General features: G+C 61.3%; 15 protein-coding genes. 5 read left to right on the top strand and 10 right to left on the bottom strand.

Annotated elements, in window-relative coordinates:
* Positions 1–64: 64 nt before the first annotated feature.
* Positions 65–1207 carry an ABC transporter substrate-binding protein gene (locus tag HCK86_RS06755; RefSeq protein WP_176083694.1) on the bottom strand — a complete coding sequence of 381 codons (1143 nt, stop codon included), beginning with the start codon at positions 1205–1207 and terminating at the stop codon, positions 65–67.
* A 47-nt stretch (positions 1208–1254) separates the two neighbouring features.
* Complete coding sequence (gene paaN / locus HCK86_RS06750) at positions 1255–2907, bottom strand: phenylacetic acid degradation protein PaaN (protein ID WP_176083693.1); 1653 nt, start codon at positions 2905–2907, stop codon at positions 1255–1257.
* A gap of 202 nt (positions 2908–3109) precedes the next feature.
* On the opposite strand from paaN, the gene paaG reads away from it, so the two are divergent.
* From paaG to HCK86_RS06730, 4 genes are all read left to right on the top strand, one after another.
* A complete protein-coding gene (gene paaG / locus HCK86_RS06745; RefSeq protein WP_176083692.1) occupies positions 3110–3904 on the top strand; it encodes a 2-(1,2-epoxy-1,2-dihydrophenyl)acetyl-CoA isomerase PaaG in 795 nt (264 codons plus the stop codon).
* A 1-nt stretch (position 3905) separates the two neighbouring features.
* The gene (gene paaI / locus HCK86_RS06740) at positions 3906–4358 is read left to right on the top strand and encodes a hydroxyphenylacetyl-CoA thioesterase PaaI (RefSeq protein WP_210259836.1); all 453 of its coding nucleotides are present in this window, start codon (positions 3906–3908) and stop codon (positions 4356–4358) included.
* Positions 4359–4394: 36 nt separating this feature from the next.
* Complete coding sequence (gene paaK, locus HCK86_RS06735; RefSeq protein ID WP_176083865.1) at positions 4395–5702, top strand: phenylacetate--CoA ligase PaaK; 1308 nt, start codon at positions 4395–4397, stop codon at positions 5700–5702.
* A gap of 87 nt (positions 5703–5789) precedes the next feature.
* The gene (locus HCK86_RS06730) at positions 5790–6389 is read left to right on the top strand and encodes a TetR/AcrR family transcriptional regulator (protein WP_176083691.1); all 600 of its coding nucleotides are present in this window, start codon (positions 5790–5792) and stop codon (positions 6387–6389) included.
* Positions 6390–6496: 107 nt separating this feature from the next.
* Here HCK86_RS06730 and paaZ read toward each other — a convergent pair whose 3' ends face one another.
* The 8 genes from paaZ to HCK86_RS06690 all read right to left on the bottom strand — a co-directional run bounded on the left by paaZ (position 6497) and on the right by HCK86_RS06690 (position 14677).
* Complete coding sequence (gene paaZ / locus HCK86_RS06725) at positions 6497–8563, bottom strand: phenylacetic acid degradation bifunctional protein PaaZ (RefSeq protein WP_176083690.1); 2067 nt, start codon at positions 8561–8563, stop codon at positions 6497–6499.
* Between the two features lie 38 nt (positions 8564–8601).
* The gene (paaE, locus tag HCK86_RS06720; RefSeq protein ID WP_176083689.1) at positions 8602–9678 is read right to left on the bottom strand and encodes a 1,2-phenylacetyl-CoA epoxidase subunit PaaE; all 1077 of its coding nucleotides are present in this window, start codon (positions 9676–9678) and stop codon (positions 8602–8604) included.
* Between the two features lie 15 nt (positions 9679–9693).
* Positions 9694–10227, bottom strand: coding sequence for a 1,2-phenylacetyl-CoA epoxidase subunit PaaD (gene paaD / locus HCK86_RS06715; protein WP_176083688.1), 534 nt, complete (start codon positions 10225–10227; stop codon positions 9694–9696).
* Complete coding sequence (gene paaC, locus HCK86_RS06710; RefSeq protein WP_176083864.1) at positions 10221–11018, bottom strand: 1,2-phenylacetyl-CoA epoxidase subunit PaaC; 798 nt, start codon at positions 11016–11018, stop codon at positions 10221–10223. The genes paaD and paaC overlap by 7 nt, the downstream gene beginning before the upstream one ends.
* Positions 11019–11062: 44 nt before the next feature.
* The gene (gene paaB / locus HCK86_RS06705) at positions 11063–11347 is read right to left on the bottom strand and encodes a 1,2-phenylacetyl-CoA epoxidase subunit PaaB (RefSeq protein WP_176083687.1); all 285 of its coding nucleotides are present in this window, start codon (positions 11345–11347) and stop codon (positions 11063–11065) included.
* 25 nt (positions 11348–11372) lie between these two features.
* On the bottom strand, positions 11373–12365 hold the full coding sequence (gene paaA / locus HCK86_RS06700; RefSeq protein WP_176083686.1) for a 1,2-phenylacetyl-CoA epoxidase subunit PaaA: 993 nt from the start codon (positions 12363–12365) through the stop codon (positions 11373–11375).
* A gap of 16 nt (positions 12366–12381) precedes the next feature.
* On the bottom strand, positions 12382–13587 hold the full coding sequence (gene pcaF / locus HCK86_RS06695; protein WP_176083685.1) for a 3-oxoadipyl-CoA thiolase: 1206 nt from the start codon (positions 13585–13587) through the stop codon (positions 12382–12384).
* A 211-nt stretch (positions 13588–13798) separates the two neighbouring features.
* A complete protein-coding gene (locus HCK86_RS06690) occupies positions 13799–14677 on the bottom strand; it encodes a PaaX family transcriptional regulator C-terminal domain-containing protein (protein WP_210259835.1) in 879 nt (292 codons plus the stop codon).
* Between the two features lie 204 nt (positions 14678–14881).
* On the opposite strand from HCK86_RS06690, the gene HCK86_RS06685 reads away from it, so the two are divergent.
* Complete coding sequence (locus HCK86_RS06685) at positions 14882–15961, top strand: LacI family DNA-binding transcriptional regulator (protein WP_176083684.1); 1080 nt, start codon at positions 14882–14884, stop codon at positions 15959–15961.
* Positions 15962–16017 lie beyond the last annotated feature (56 nt).

The raw sequence follows: 16017 nt of genomic DNA, 5'->3' as shown, positions 1-16017 counted from the left end.
GAACGGCATGCCGTTCCGCGAAGGCCGGGCCTTTCTGAAGGCCCGGCGGTCAGGCGGCGCAGCCTCAGTCGATCGAGGTCCAGCCACCATTCTGGATGGCAAGCATGCGGAAGGCGGAGAGATCGAGACCGAGGTGATTGTCCGGACCCATCGTGTAGATGCCGGTCGTGCCGACCAGACCATTGGTCGCTTCCAGTGCATCGCGGATCGCCTGCGGATCCTCGCTGCCGGCATTTTCCATGGCATTGGTCATCAAAAGGAAGGCATCATTGGCGTAGCCGCCGAAGGTGGAAACCTTCTCGTTGTACTTGCCCTCATAGGCCGTCTTGTAGGCCATGACGACATCCTTCTGCGGATCGTCGGCCGGCAGGATATCGGCGATCAGAAGCGCTGTTCCCGGCAGGCGTACGCCTTCTGCGGCATCATTGCCGACGAGTTCGATAAAGCCGTCGGAGGCAACGCCATGGCTCTGATAGAACGGCACATCAATACCGAGCTGATGGGCATTGCGGGTGACGATCGCCGGGCCCTGGCCGAAACCGGGATTGAGGATCGCCTGAACGCCTTCGGTATTCTTGATCTTGGTGAGCTGCGGCGTCATGTCGGCATCGCTCGGCCCGTAAATCTCGTCCGCCAGGATCTCGACGCCGTAATTGCCCGCCACGTCCTTGCACTGGGCCTGCATCGAAGCACCGAAACCATCGGTTCCCGAGATCATGCCAATCTTGGTGATGCCGTTCTTTTGCATGTTCTCGAAGATCTTTTCGCAGGCCATGCGGTCGGTATGCGGGGTCTTGAAGACGTAAGGCTTGACCGGATCGATGATCTGGATCGCACCGGCAAGCGAAATGAACGGGATTTCTGCATCTTCGGCGACCGCAAGGATCGACATGGATGTGCCGGTGGTGGTGCCGCCGATGATGGCCGCCACCTCGTCATCCTCGATCAGGCGTGTGGCAAAGGTGCGCGCCTTGTTCGGATCACCGCCGTCATCATAGAGCACGAGAGCGATCTTCTCGCCATTGATGCCGCCCTTGGCATTGAGATCGTCGACCAGCATTTCGATGGTCTTCTTTTCCGGATCGCCGAGAAAGGCAGCCGGGCCGGTAGCCGAAACGCTGGCGCCGAGCTTGAATTCTGCATTGGCAGCACCGGCGACGGTGACAAGCGCGAGCGTTGCAAGCGCCGTGGTTGCAAGATACTTCATTGGATATCCTCCCTTGTTATCCAGACTGAAACTGGCCCCGCCCCTCCTCAGGCGGCTTTGGGCCAGCGGATCATGACGCGCCGGAAACGCGGCGCGACGAATGCTGTGTCGGTCAGGCTGGCATTGCCCGATGGGTTGGCTCCCGTGACATGAAAGTCCGAAAACGCCGCCGACTGATTGACGTAGATATTGCCGGTGAGATTGACCGAGAGATTGACGCCGGCTTCGGCAAAGGCCGATGCCGCCCGCTCGATCAGCGCGCCATCCGTGGCATAAAGTGCCGCTGTGATTGCGCCCTTGCACCGGGCGACGGCGGCAGCGCGGTCGATGGCGGCGTTTTCATCCTCCACCGGAATGACAAAGGAAACCGGACCGAAACATTCTTCGTTCTGAGGACCGTCCTCCCGCCCGTCGACAATGACGATCATCGGTGTGGCGCTTTCACCAAGCCCCGTCTCGCCGCTTGAACGCACCACGCGCCCGGCCTGCCGGGCCATGGCAACGCGTGACTTGGTGGCGGGATTGGCAATGGTGCCGCAGATGGCGGAAGCCTGCTTGGCATCGGCCAGAAGCGTGTCGATGGCGTCCGAAATGCCGGCGGCGACATCCTCGAAGCTCTTGTGTCCCTCATTGCTGTCGATCCCGCCCCGCGGCACATAGAGGTTCTGCGGCGAGGTGCACATCTGCCCGGAATAGAGCGACAGCGAGAAGGCGATATTGGCGCACATGCCGGCAAAGTCATCCGCGCCGGTGATGGCAATGGAATTGACCCCCGTCTCCTCGGTAAAGACCAGCGCATCGCCCGCATTGCCGCGGAGCCATGCGGCGAATGTGGACGATCCGGTATAGTCGATGATCGCGAAGGCACCGGAAGCAACAAGCTGCTTGGTGATTTCGCGGCCGGGCTCATCCGCCGCCAGAAGCACGACATCCGGCGAAAAGCCTTCCTCCGCCAGCACGGCACGCAGAACCTTGACCGTGAGGGCTAGCGGCAGGATGGCACCCGGATGCGGCTTGACGATCACCGGATTGCCGGTGGCAAGGCTGGCAAACAGTCCCGGATAGCCGTTCCAGTTCGGAAAGGTCTGGCAACCGATCATCAGCGCCAGACCGCGCGGCACCAGCCGCCAGCGCTTTTCCATGATGATCGGGGCGGCCTTGCCCTGTGGCTTTTCCCAGGTCGCGGCAAAGGCCGAGCGGGTCATTTCCGCATGAGCCGCCGCGACCGCTTCAAGGCCGCGATCCTGCGCATGCGGGCCGCCGGCCTGAAAAGCCATCGGAAAAGCCTGACCGGTGGTGTGCATGGTGGCATGGCCGATGAGGAAACTCATGGCATTGAGGCGGGTCAGCGCTTCGAGAAGAATGCCGGTGCGGGTTTCAGGATCGGCCGCCGCCCATTGCGGCAGAGCCTGGCGCGCAGCACCCAGCAATGATGCAACGGATGCTTTGGGATAGGTGATGCCAAGGCTCTGCCCCCAGGGCGAACTTTCCCGGCCAATGCGGCCTTCTTCCGGATGACCGGGCAGCGCGAAGCCCGCGCCGCTAAGGGCGGCAAAGGCTGCTTCACCATCGGCGCGCGCCGTCTCGCCATAGAATTTGCCAGATGGCACTTCGGCAAACGGTGTCCAGAATTCGCGCGTCATCAGGGCCTGCCCCGCGCGCTCCAGAAGCGCACGATGGCGGTCAAACAGATTTGTCATGTCTCCTCCCAAATTCTGAAAGCTATTATTGACCGACCGGACGGTTTATGCAACAACAATTATCGACAAAGCGCTGAGGAGAGCGCTTCAGGCACCGCAACGGCCGGTTTTGAAGGACCTGTGGCCAGGCAGTGCCGATATGAATTGAGAGTGGATGCCCGAAGACCGCAAGCGTGCGCTTCAGGCATTCCAGGGAGGAGACATGACTGCTAGCGAAAGCGTCGCCGTTGCGCGCGCCGGTGCGGTTCTGCGAGTGACGCTGAACCGGCCGGAAAAGCTGAATTCCCTTAATCCGGAGATGCATCTGGCCCTGCGCGCCGCCTTTGAGCTTGCGCATGAGGACGGGACAATCCGCGCCGTTTTGCTGACGGGTGCCGGTCGCGGGTTCTGCGCCGGTCAGGATCTCGGTGACCGCGACCCGCGCAAGGGCGGACCGAAGCCCGATCTCGGCGAGACAATCGACACCTATTACAATCCGAACCTGCGGCTGATCCGCACACTGGAAAAGCCGGTCATCTGTGCCGTCAACGGCGTTGCGGCGGGAGCGGGAGCCAATATCGCCTTCGCCTGCGATATCGTTCTGGCTGCAAAATCGGCAAAATTCATCCAGGCCTTCTCCAGAATCGGCCTCATTCCCGATGCCGGCGGCAGCTGGTCGCTCACCCATATTCTGGGTGAGCCGCGCGCCAAGGCGCTCGCCATGACCGGTGAACCGCTTTCAGCCGAAAAAGCCGCCGACTGGGGCCTGATCTGGAAGGCTGTCGATGATGACAGCCTGATGGAGGAGGCAAGCGCCCTTGCCGAAAAGCTGGCAGCTGGCCCGACGAAAGGTCTCGGCCTGACCAAACGGCTGATCCAGGCCGCCTCCACCCATGACCTTTCCACCCATCTCGACATGGAACGTGACTGCCAGCGCGAAGCTGGCTTTTCCGATGACTATGCCGAGGGCGTGACCGCCTTTCTGGAAAAGCGCGCACCAAGCTTCAAGGGGCACTGAGATGAGTGACGTGATGGAGACGATGACCCCGCAGCAACTGGCCGAAGCCTGCGCAAAGGCCATGTGGAATGACGACAATGCCACACAGAAGCTTGGCATGCGGCTCGAGCGCATTGCCCCCGGCGAGGCAGTGCTGTCGATGACCGTGTCGGAAGCCATGACCAACGGCCACGGCAATGCCCATGGCGGCTATATTTTCACGCTGGCCGACAGCGCCTTTGCCTTTGCCTGCAACACCTACAACCAGGTGACGGTCGCTCAGCACTGCTCGATCAACTACATCGCGCCCGGCGCGCTTGGTGACCGGCTGACGGCAACCGCCCGCGAGGTTTCGCGCCGCGGCCGCTCGGGCATCTACGATATTTGCATAACCCGGCAGGACGGAACGGTGATTGCCGAATTCCGCGGACTGTCGCGTACCATTAACGGCACGTTGCTGCCGACGGCCGGTTGAGGAGCCGGAGCATTGAAGGAGGAAACCATGAACGCAATGCATAACCTGACCCCGGCCCGGGAGATCCTCGATCCGATCGAGATTGCCAGCCGTGACGAGATTTCCGCGCTCCAGCAGAAGCGCATGACCTGGTCCCTGAACCACGCCTATGAAAACTCGCCCTTCTACCGCAAACGCTTCGATGACAATGGCGTCCATCCGAGTGATTTCAAGACGCTGTCCGATCTCGCCAAATTCCCCTTCACGGTGAAGACGGATCTGCGCGACTGCTATCCCTTCGGCATGTTTGCCGTGCCGCGCGAGAAGCTGGTGCGTATCCACGCCTCCTCCGGCACCACCGGCCGGCCAACCGTTGTCGGCTATACGCGCAAGGATATCGACACCTGGGCCGACTGCGTTGCCCGCTCGATCCGCGCATCCGGCGGCAGGCCGGGCGATATCTGTCACGTTGCCTATGGTTATGGCCTGTTCACCGGCGGCCTCGGCGCCCATTATGGCGCAGAGCGTCTCGGCTGCACCGTGGTGCCGATTTCCGGCGGCATGACCGAGCGTCAGGTGACCCTGATGAGCGATTTCAAGCCGGATATCATCATGGTGACACCGTCCTACATGCTGTCTATCCTCGATGAATTCCGCCGCCAGGGCATTGATCCGCGCGAAAGCTCGCTGAAGGTCGGCATTTTCGGCGCCGAACCCTGGACCAATGCGATGCGAAGCGAGATCGAAGAGGCCTTCAACATGCATGCCGTCGATATCTATGGCCTGTCGGAAATCATGGGACCGGGCGTCGCCAATGAATGCGTGGAAACCAAGGACGGCCTGCATGTCTGGGAAGATCACTTCTACCCGGAAATCATCGATCCCGTGACGGGCGACGTGCTGCCCGATGGCGAAATGGGCGAACTGGTCTTCACCACGCTGACCAAGGAAGGTCTGCCGATGGTGCGCTACCGCACGCGCGACCTGACCCGCATCCTGCCCGGCACCGCGCGCTCCATGCGTCGGATCGAGAAAATCACCGGCCGTTCCGACGACATGATCATTCTGCGCGGCGTCAATGTCTTCCCGACGCAGATCGAGGAGATGATCCTGAAATGCGACGGGCTGGCCCCGCATTTCCAGATCGAGCTGACCCGCAAGGATCGCATGGATGTGATGACGGTGCATGTGGAATGCACGCCCGATCGTGCGACAAGCGAAGCCCGCGATACCTCGGCTCGCGAGCTCGCCCACCACATCAAATCCGTGATCGGTGTGTCGACGAAGATCAGGATCTGCGACCCGGAAAGCGTCGCCCGCTCCGAGGGCAAGGCCAAGCGGGTTGTCGACAACCGGCCCAAATGATCGCCTGACCGATTGGTCAATGATAAAACCAATGATAGAAGGGGCGAAACCGCCCCTTTTGCCTGTCACAACAGGAGACTGCCGTTCATGTCGAGAACCCGCGCCAATGATTTCGAGGAAAAGCGCCATAATCTGCTGCTGACGGCCGCCCATGTCTTTGCGGTGCAGGGCATGGAAAAGGCGTCGATGTCGCAGATCGCGCGCGAGGCCGGCGTGTCGAAATCGCTGCTCTACCATTATTATCCGTCCAAGGAAGAGCTGATCTTCGCGATCATTCATACCCATCTTGAAGCGCTCGATCGCGCGCTGGCCGTCGCCGATGATGAAGGCCTTGAACACAAGGCGCGGCTGCAGAAACTGGTCGCCACCGTGCTCAACGAATATCGCGGCGCCGATGACCAGCACAAGGTGCAGCTGAATGCCGTGGCGGCCCTGTCAGACGAGCAGCGCGCCGCCATCCGCGCCCTGGAGCGCAGCATTGTCGGGCGCTTTTCCGCCGTGATCCGCGAGATTCATCCCGATCTCGACAAGCCCGACCGCCCGTTGCTGATGCCTGTCACCATGTCGCTCTTCGGCATGATGAACTGGGTCTATATGTGGTTCCGCGAAGGCGGCGCCGTCACCCGCGACGATTATGCCGCAATGGCGACAACGCTGATCCTGGAGGGCGTCAAGGCCGTACGCTAAAGCGCGGCGACGTCTTGAGCAATCCGGCCCGATTGACCCGCATCGCCATCGGCAATGCGGGTCTTTTCGTGGTGGCTTGTTTGTCTGGCTTGTTTGCCGGGCCAGGCTCACGCCGCCTCAGGCGGCCAGGTCTTGGCGACCATGGTCAGCACATCATATTGGGCGACGATTTCTTCCCTCTGATTGGTGACGCGGCAATCCCAGCGCACCTCGCCGTGACCGGCATTTTCGCGCGGATTGATCGCCTTGCATGTGAGCCGGACCTTCAGTGCATCACCGAAATAGACTGGCGTCAGGAAGCGCAGATTGTCGACGCCGTAATTGGCCAGCACCGGGCCCGGATCGGGATCGACGAACAGCCCTGCGGCAAAGGAAGCAATCAGATAGCCATGGGCAACACGGTCCTCGAAGAAGGGATTGGCCCTGGCCGCATCACTGTCCATATGGGCATAGAAGGTGTCGCCGGTAAATTCGGCAAAATGCTCGACATCCTCCTTGGTGACCTGACGCGTTGGCGTGACGATCTGGTCGCCGATCTTCAGCTCTGCCAGCGACTTGCGGAAGGGATGTATATCGCTGCGGCTTGTCGCCCCTTCGACCCATTCGCCGGTAATGGCGGCAAGCATGTCCGGCGTGCCCTGCACGGCGGTGCGCTGCATGAAATGCTTGACCCCGCGCATGCCACCCATTTCCTCACCGCCGCCAGCCCGCCCCGGGCCGCCATGGATCAGCGGGGCAAGCGGCGAGCCATGCCCGGTGGAGGTTTTCGCCGAGAGGCGGTTGCCAACCAGCACGCGGCCATGATGGGAGGCAAGCCCCGTGACGGCTTCAGCGGCAACCGCAGGATCGTTGGTGAAAAGTGAGGAAACCAGCGATCCCTTGCCTTTCTCGGCAAGCGCTACGGCCTCGGCGAGATCGCCATAGGCCATAATCGTGGCGACCGGCCCGAAGGCCTCGATCGCATGAATGTTCTCAGCCTCTGCAGGATTTCCGGCCCGCAGCAGAACCGGCCCCATAAAGGCGCCTTTCGCCGCGTCACCGGCAATCAGCTCGACATGATCAGGATCGCCAAAGACGATCTCGGCATCTTCCCGCAGCATTGTCAGCTTCTCGCGCACGCCGTCACGGTCGGAGAGCGACGCCAGCGCGCCGACGCGCACGCGCTCATCATCGGGAAGGCCGACAGGTGCTGCCTGAAGCCGCTTCGCCAGCGCTTCGATGACGGCATTTTCAAAGGCCTCGGGCACGAAGATCCGGCGGATGGCAGTACATTTCTGCCCGGCCTTGACCGTCATCTCATTGGCAGCCTCGCGGATGAAGAGATCAAATTCCGGCGTCCCCGGTCCGGCATCCGGCCCGAGGATGGCGGCGTTGAGACTGTCAGCCTCCATGTTGAAGCGCACGGCATTTTCGACGATGGCGCGGCCGGTCTTAAGCTTGCGGCCCGTCTCGGCCGAACCGGTGAAGGTCACGACATCCTGCCCGGTCACGTGATCCAGCAGATCGCCTGCGCTGCCGCAGACAAGCTGCAGCGCACCGTCCGGCAGAAGGCCGGTTTCGATGATGCGGCGGGTGACGAGCTCGGTCAGATAGGCGGTCTGCGAGGCGGGTTTCACCAGACATGGCATGCCGGCAATCAGCGCAGGCGCGATCTTTTCCAGCATGCCCCAGACCGGGAAGTTGAAGGCATTGATGTGAATGGCGACACCATTGAGCGGCGTCAGGATATGGCGGGCGACAAAGCTGCCATCCTTCGACAAGGTCTCGACATCGCCCTCGGGCAGGACACGGGTATTGGGCAGTTCCCGCCGCGCCCGCGAGGCATAGGTCAAAAGCGTGCCGATGCCGCCTTCAATATCGACCCAGCCGTCACGCCGCGTCGCGCCGGTGGCGAAATTCTCGGCGTAGAATTCTTCCCTTTGCGCCATCAGCTCCATGCCGACGGCCTTCAGCATCAACGCCCGTTCATGGATCGTCAGCCCGCGCAGCGCCTTGCCGCCCTTCTCGCGTCCAAACGCCAGCGCTTCGGCAAAATCAAGCCCGTCGGCGCCGATCAGCGCCACTGTCTCACCGGTCGCGGCATTGGCAAGCGGCCTGCCCTCACCTGTTCCCGATTGCCAGGCGCCAGCCAAAAAGCTTTGCAGACGGCGCGGCTTTAAAACCGTGTCGGTCATCAAGATCCCTTTCTGAATTCGCTGCGTTGTGCGGCGACCTATTCGTCGTAGCTCAGCACAACCTTGTCGGTGAGCGGCAGGCACTGGCAGGAGAGCACGTAACCGGCCTCGACTTCGTAATCTTCCAGCGCGTGATTGGTTTCCATTTCCACCTCACCCTCGATCACTTTCGCCCGGCAGGTGGAGCAGATCCCGCCCTTGCAGGAATAGGGCGCGTCGATGTGATTGGCGATGGCCGCATCCAGAATGGCGGTTCCATCTCGATGCATCTCGAAGGAACGCGTCGCGCCATCCAGCGTGACGGAAACGGAAACCGTGCCGGTGGCCGCGGCCGCCTCGGCGGAGAGTTCCGTCTTCTTCGCCCGCCCCGGCTGCGAGGACAGGAACAGCTCGAACTTGATCTGCTCATCCTTCAGCCCGTGCTTCTTCAGCGTATCGGCGATGGTCAGCATCATCGGTTCCGGCCCGCAGATGAAGGCGGTATCGACGGCATCGATATCGATCCAGAGCCGGAAGAAGGCCTCCAGCTTTTCCGCATCGATGCGACCGGTGAAGAGGTCGATATCCTGACTGTCGGATTCCAGCACATGAATGACCGAAAGGCGGCCGAGATAGATGTTCTTCAGATCCTCCAGCTCCTCGCGGAACATGATCGAGGAGATGTGGCGGTTGGCATAGACCAGGGTGAAACGCGATTTCGGCTCGCGGGCCAGAACCGTCTTGATGATGGACAATAGCGGCGTGATGCCGGAGCCGCCGGCAAAGCCGAGATAGTCCTTCTCCGCGGCCTGATCGATCGGTGTGAAGAAGCGCCCCATCGGCGGCATGGCTTCGATCACGTCGCCGGCCTTCAGTTCCGCATTGGCAAAGGAGGAGAAGGCACCGCCAGCGACACGCTTGATGCCGACTTTCAGGCACCCCTCGTCGAGACCGGCGCAGATGGAATAGGAGCGGCGCAGTTCCTCGCCGTCAAAATCGCGGCGGAAGGTGAGATACTGCCCCTGGGTGAAGCCGAACAATTCGGCATCCTCGGGCCTTGGCCGCAATGTGACCACGACCGCGTCGCGCGTGTCATGGCGGATATCAGTCACTTCCAGCGGGTGAAACCGTGCCATCTGATGTCTCCTCCCTCAGATACACTTGAAATAGTCGAAAGGCTCCAGACAGTCCGCGCAGCGATAGGATGCCTTGCAGGGGGTCGAGCCGAATTGCGAAACTTTTTCCGTATTGCCCGAGCCGCAGCGCGGGCAGGCGACACGGAAATTCGAGCCGGCAGCCAGCCGGGACGCCCTGGCGGCAAGCCGCCCATCCGCTGCGGTCCCGTCCATCGGCGGGGCAATGCCAAAGGCTTTCAGCTTCGCGCGCGCCGCCTCGGACAAGAGGTCGGTGGACCAGGGTGGCGAGAGCTGCTGCTCGATCCTGAGCCTTTCGACGCCCTTTTCGCGCAGCAGGACCTCGATCTCAAGATTGATCAGCGACACTGCGGGACAGCCCGAATAGGTCGGCGTGACGACCACAACCAGCACCGCGCCGTCGTGGCGCACGGCCCGCACGATGCCAAGCTCGGTCACCGAGATCACCGGAATTTCGGGATCCGGCAATTCACCGAGCCAGTCCATCACCGTTTCCGGTGACGGCAGGGCGAGCGTGTCGGCGCTCACCATTCCGCTCCCGGATAGGCGCGCTGGAGAAACTGCAGCTCGGCCAGCAGAAAGCCCAGATGTTCGGTATGCCGGCCGGTCTTGCCGCCCTTATGGGCATAGCCGTCTTCCGGGATCGAAAGCGTCGCTTCCGCCAGAACAGCCTTCACCGTCTCCAGCCATTCAGCCTTCAGGCTTTCCGGCAAGGGCGCGATCCCGGCATCCGCGATGATCTGATCGACGGCATCGCCGATGAACATCTCACCGGTATAGGACCAGAGATCGTCGAGCGCCCTTTGCATGCGGGCGTGGCTTTCCGCCGTGCCATCGCCAAGGCCAATCACCAGATCGGCGGAGCGTTCCAGATGATAGGAAACCTCTTTCAGCGCCTTGACCGCGATCTCGGCCACGCGGGGGCTCCTGGAGGCAACAAGCGCTGACAGCAGGCCATAATGCCAGGCATCAACCAGAAACTGACGCATCACGGTCTGGGCCATATCGCCCTTGGGCAATTCGGCAATCAGCAGATTGCGGAACTGGGCGGCATCGCGAAGATAGGCAAGATTATCGGCTGACCGGCCCTTGCCCTCCACCTCACCGGCAAGGCCAAGCCACATCTGGGTATGGCCGATCAGATCCAGGGCGCCATTGGCGAAGGCGATATCTTCCTCCAGCACCGGCGCATGGCCACACCATTCCGACACACGATGGCCAAGCACCAGCGTGGTATCGCCAAGGCGACAGAGCCACGCGAACAGGGCCGGCGCAATCTCAGCATCGACGACAAAGGGATCCGGCGTGGTGGAGACCGGCATGGGACGGATATTGCCCGTATGCAGGGCTTCGCGCGCACGATCCATCACATATGCCCCACTTCATCGGGAATATCGAAGAAGGTCGGATGACGATAGACCTTGCTTTCCGCCGGATCGAACAGCGGCCCCTTCTCGGAGGGGGCAGAAGCGGTGATGTCGTTTGATTTCACCACCCAGATCGATACGCCTTCCTTGCGGCGGGTATAGACATCACGGGCGTGGCGGATCGCCATTTCCGCATCCGGCGCGTGCAGGCTGCCGACATGACGGTGGTTCAGCCCGTGCTGCCCCCGGATGAAGACTTCATAAAGCGGCCATTCCTTGGACATGTTGAAACTCCTCCCAGTCTCGCAATTATTCGGCGGCAACAGCGCTTGCCCGCGCTGCACATTTATCAGCATGGGCCGCAAGCCCGTCGCGGAACCACTGGCCATCTTCCCAGGCCTTGACCCGGGCAGCGAGCCGTTCGCGGTTGCAGGGACCATTGCCCTTGATCACCGCGAAGAACTCCGACCAGTCCGGCTCGGAAAATTCGTAGCCGCCCTTCTCCTCGTTCCATCTGAGATTGTCGTCAGGCACGGTGAGGCCGAGATATTTCGCCTGCGGCACAGTCTGATCGACGAATTTCTGCCTGAGCTCATCATTGGTATTGATCTTGATCTTCCAGGCCATGGATTGGGCCGAGTGGACACTGTCCTTGTCAGACGGACCGAACATCATCAGCGACGGATACCAGAAGCGGTTCAGCGCATCCTGCGCCATCTCCTTCTGCTCCGGCGTGCCAAAGGCCATTTTCATCATGATCGAATAGCCCTGGCGCTGATGGAAGCTTTCTTCCTTGCAGATCCGGATCATCGCCCGCGAATAGGGGCCATAGCTGGTGCGCTGCAGCGGCACCTGATTCATGATCGCCGCCCCGTCGACCAGCCAGCCGACCGCCCCCATATCCGCCCAGTTCAGCGTCGGGTAATTGAAGATCGAGGAATATTTCATCCGCCCGTCATGGAGCTTCTCGATCAGCTCGTCGCGCGAAACGCCAAGCGTCTCGGCGGCCGAATAGAGGTAGAGACCGTGACCTGCCTCATCCTGAACCTTGGCCAGCAGGATGGCCTTGCGCTCCAGCGACGGGGCGCGGGTGATCCAGTTGCCCTCCGGCAATTGGCCGACAACCTCGGAATGGGCATGCTGGCCGATCTGACGGATCAGCGTCTTGCGATAGCCCTCCGGCATCCATTCCTTCGGCTCGATCTTCTCGCCATTGTCGATCCGCGCCTGAAAGGACAGCTCCTCCGGCGACATGTCTTCGCGGGCTTTCATGCCTTCCGATTTCACCATCTGTGCATACATGGTTAGGCCCTTTCCTTCAGATCCGTTCCAAAATCATGGCGATGCCCTGCCCGACGCCGATGCACATGGTGCAAAGCGCATAGCGGCCACCGCTGCGGTGCAGTTGATTGACGGCCGTGAGCACCAGCCGCGCGCCCGACATGCCAAGCGGATGGCCGATGGCGATCGCCCCGCCATTGGCGTTGACATGTGGTGCATCATCTTCAAGACCCAGCTCGCGCAGCACGGCCAGCGACTGGGCGGCGAAGGCCTCATTCAGCTCGATCACATCCATATCGGCAAGACGCAGTCCCGCAAGCGACAGGACCTTGCGGGTCGCCGGTACCGGCCCAACGCCCATGATACGCGGCGGCACACCGGCAGCCGCCATGGCGACAATGCGGGCGCGCGGTGACAGATCATTGGCGCCGGCCGCCTCTTCCGACGCGATCAGCAGACCCGCCGCACCGTCATTGACACCGGAGGCATTGCCCGCGGTCACCGTCAGCTCCGGGCCGTTGACGCCCTTCAGCCGGGCGAGCGCGGCCATATCCGTTCCCGGGCGCGGATGCTCGTCAGTATCAACGACAACCGGCGCACCCTTCTTCTGCGGAATGGAGACCGGCACGATTTCTTCAGCAAAGACGCCAGCCGCATGGGCGGCCTGCCAGCGAGCCTGGCTCATCGCAGCGAAGCGATCCTGATCCTCACGCGAAATGCCGTAATCGGCGGCGACATTATCGGCGGTCTCCGGCATGGAATGGGTTCCGAAGGCTTCATGAAGCTTGCGGTTCTTGAAGCGCCAGCCGATCGTCGTGTCGTAAATCTCTGCCTTGCGGGAAAAGGCGGTCTCCGCCTTGCCCATCACGAAGGGCGCGCGGCTCATGCTTTCCACGCCGCCGGCAATCATCAATGCTGCATCACCGGCGCGGATCGAGCGGGCGGCAAGGCCGATCGCATCCATGCCCGAACCGCACAGCCGATTGACCGTTGTGCCCGGCACAGTGACCGGCAGGCCGGAAAGAAGCACCGCCATGCGCGCCACATTGCGGTTGTCCTCGCCAGCCTGATTGGCACAGCCAAGGATCACATCGTCAACACTTTCCCAGTCGACCGACGCGTTGCGGGCCTGAAGGGCTGCCAGCGGAAGTGCTGCAAGATCGTCCGCGCGCACGCCCGAAAGCGCGCCGCCATAGCGGCCGACAGGGGTGCGAACAGCATCGCAGACGAATGCGTGCGTCATGACTTTCTCCTCCGCTGCAGCCGGTTTCTCGCGTCCAGCCGCCTTCAACCTCTGAATTCCGGCCCGGAATCGTCAGATTGACCGGGCAGTACCGGTCGGGAATCTCCTCATTCACCGACCGGTCGGTCACTTATATAAAACAAAAAGCATCACACCGAAAGAGATAAAATTGATTTTTGCGTGATATTTAATGGAAACGCAGTTTCCGCGCTCAGCGCAGGCTCTCGCGTTTCAGCAGTGAAAGCCGTCTGAGTGTGGCTGCAGTTTCTGCCGGCACGGCACCGGCATCATCCATGAAATGCGCGCCAACATGGCCATCGGCGGCTGGCGACAATGCGAGATAGAGCCGGACAAACAGCCGGCGCGCCGCGCCGCCGCAAAAATCGGGCGGCACCGCATTGGCCGGAAGACGCGGGTCGAGCAGCGCGGCAAAACGATAGAGATGAACGAGCCGCAGCCTGAGCGCCAGCGCCACCGGTCCTGCCGGACGAAAGCCATCCGCCAGCGCTGCGGCGACGGGCGCAAAGCGATCAACGAAAATCGTGTAACGCTCGCTCACCTCGTCCAGCGGCCAGTATCGTCGGGCGGCGGCAACCAGCGCCTCACCGCCGGCAAGCGCTTCGGCCGCCAGAATTGCCCCGTGCGGGCGCTGAATATCCGAGCGGTTCGGTGCCAGCGCCACATCAGCACCAATCCCCACCCAGCCATCCGGAAGGGGCGCGTCGCCAAAGCCGAGCACCACCAGAAAACCATCCGGCGCAGGTGCCGGATCGTAAAGAATGGCAGCGGCATGCAAGAATTCCTGCTGCGCCGCAGCCGCAAGCCGGTAATAGCTTTTACGCCCCTGGCGCTCCCCTTCCAGCCGGCCGCTTTCAACAAGCCGCGATACGGCGGTGCGTACCAGGCTTTCGGAAATGCCATGATCAGCGCAGGTCTCAATCAATGTGCCCATCCACAGACGCCCGCCGCGCGGAACTGCAACATCGCCGTAAAGCGTGACGATGAAGGCCGTCGCGCGCGGAATTGCCATATCGAGGCAGGCCGTGACCGCATCCGGCAGATCAGATTGACGCTCGAAAGCAAAAGGCATGAACCATCCTTGATAGCATCACAGATATTCGCGACATTATTTCGAAATGTGACATTTCAGACAAGCTGGAAATGCAGCGGCACGGCCATGCCAGCGCAGGACACCGGATACAGATAGGCCTTTAGACTAGTAAACATAGAAAAATTTTACTTAACGTTTCCGATCTTCTATAGAGAGAGAAAACAGTCGTCGGGGGACGCAGGGATGGTCACAATCAGGGAAATCGCCAAGGCGGTCGGCGTTTCAGCCGGAACCGTTTCGCGGGTTCTGAACTATGATGCCACGCTTTCGATCTCCGAGCCGAAGCGCAAGGCGATTATCGAGACGGCCGAGGCGCTGAACTACGCCACGCCGCGCAATCGCAACCGGCCGAAATCGGGCCCGCTGCAGCTGCGCGATCGCCAGCAGCCGGTCGCCCGGCTGGCGACGGTGCATTTTCTCGAAGCCGATGAAGAACTGATTGACCCCTATTATATCGGCGTGCGGCTGGGTATCGAACGCCGCTGCCGGGCCTATGCCACCGACATCGTCAAAATCTTTCATTCCGAACTTCGCAGCGAAGCCGCACAATTGCAAAACGCTTCCGGCGTGATCGCGATTGGCAAGCACAGGCCGGAGGAGATTGCCTTCCTGGCCGCGCATGCCGACCATCTCGTCTTTGCCGACTTTGATCCGAAATCGCAGGATTTCGACTGTGTCTACAGTGATCTTGCGGTTGCAACCCGCACCATGCTGAATGGTCTGCGCGATGCCGGATACCACCGCATCGCCTTTATCGGCGCCCATGACCGCATCAATGGCCCGACCGACCCCTATAGCGAAGCCCGCTGTCGCGCCTATGTCGACTGGCAGCGCGAAAACGGCACATTCGACCCGTCCCTCATCGCCCTCAACGATGATTGCAACAACGGCCAGAATCTACGGCTCGAGGTCGGCTACGAGCAGGCGCGCGCCCTCCTGACTGCAGCGGCCCGGCCGGATGTCATCGTCACGGCCAACGACAATATCGCCATTGGCACCTGCCGGGCGATCATGGAAGCAGGCCTTTCCATTCCCCGCGATATCGCTGTTGCCTCCTTCAACGACATTCCCGTCGCGCAATTCATCAATCCGTCCCTGACGACGATGAAGATTTTCGGCGAGGCAATCGGCGAGACGGCCGTCGACCTCCTGGCCGAACGGATCAATGGCCGCCACTATGTGAAGCGGGTGACGATCCCGACCGAAATGATCTGGCGGCAGAGCAGCCTTCATCCACAGCCAGCACGTAAAAACGCTGTTTGAAAAAATTTTACTAAAGTTTTCCTTGCGAACAACAAGAAACTAGATTTAGTTTGACC

This window comes from Martelella sp. HB161492, assembly GCF_013184775.1.
GTDB lineage: Bacteria > Pseudomonadota > Alphaproteobacteria > Rhizobiales > Rhizobiaceae > Martelella.
This window is presented reverse-complemented; position numbering and strand designations above follow the sequence as displayed.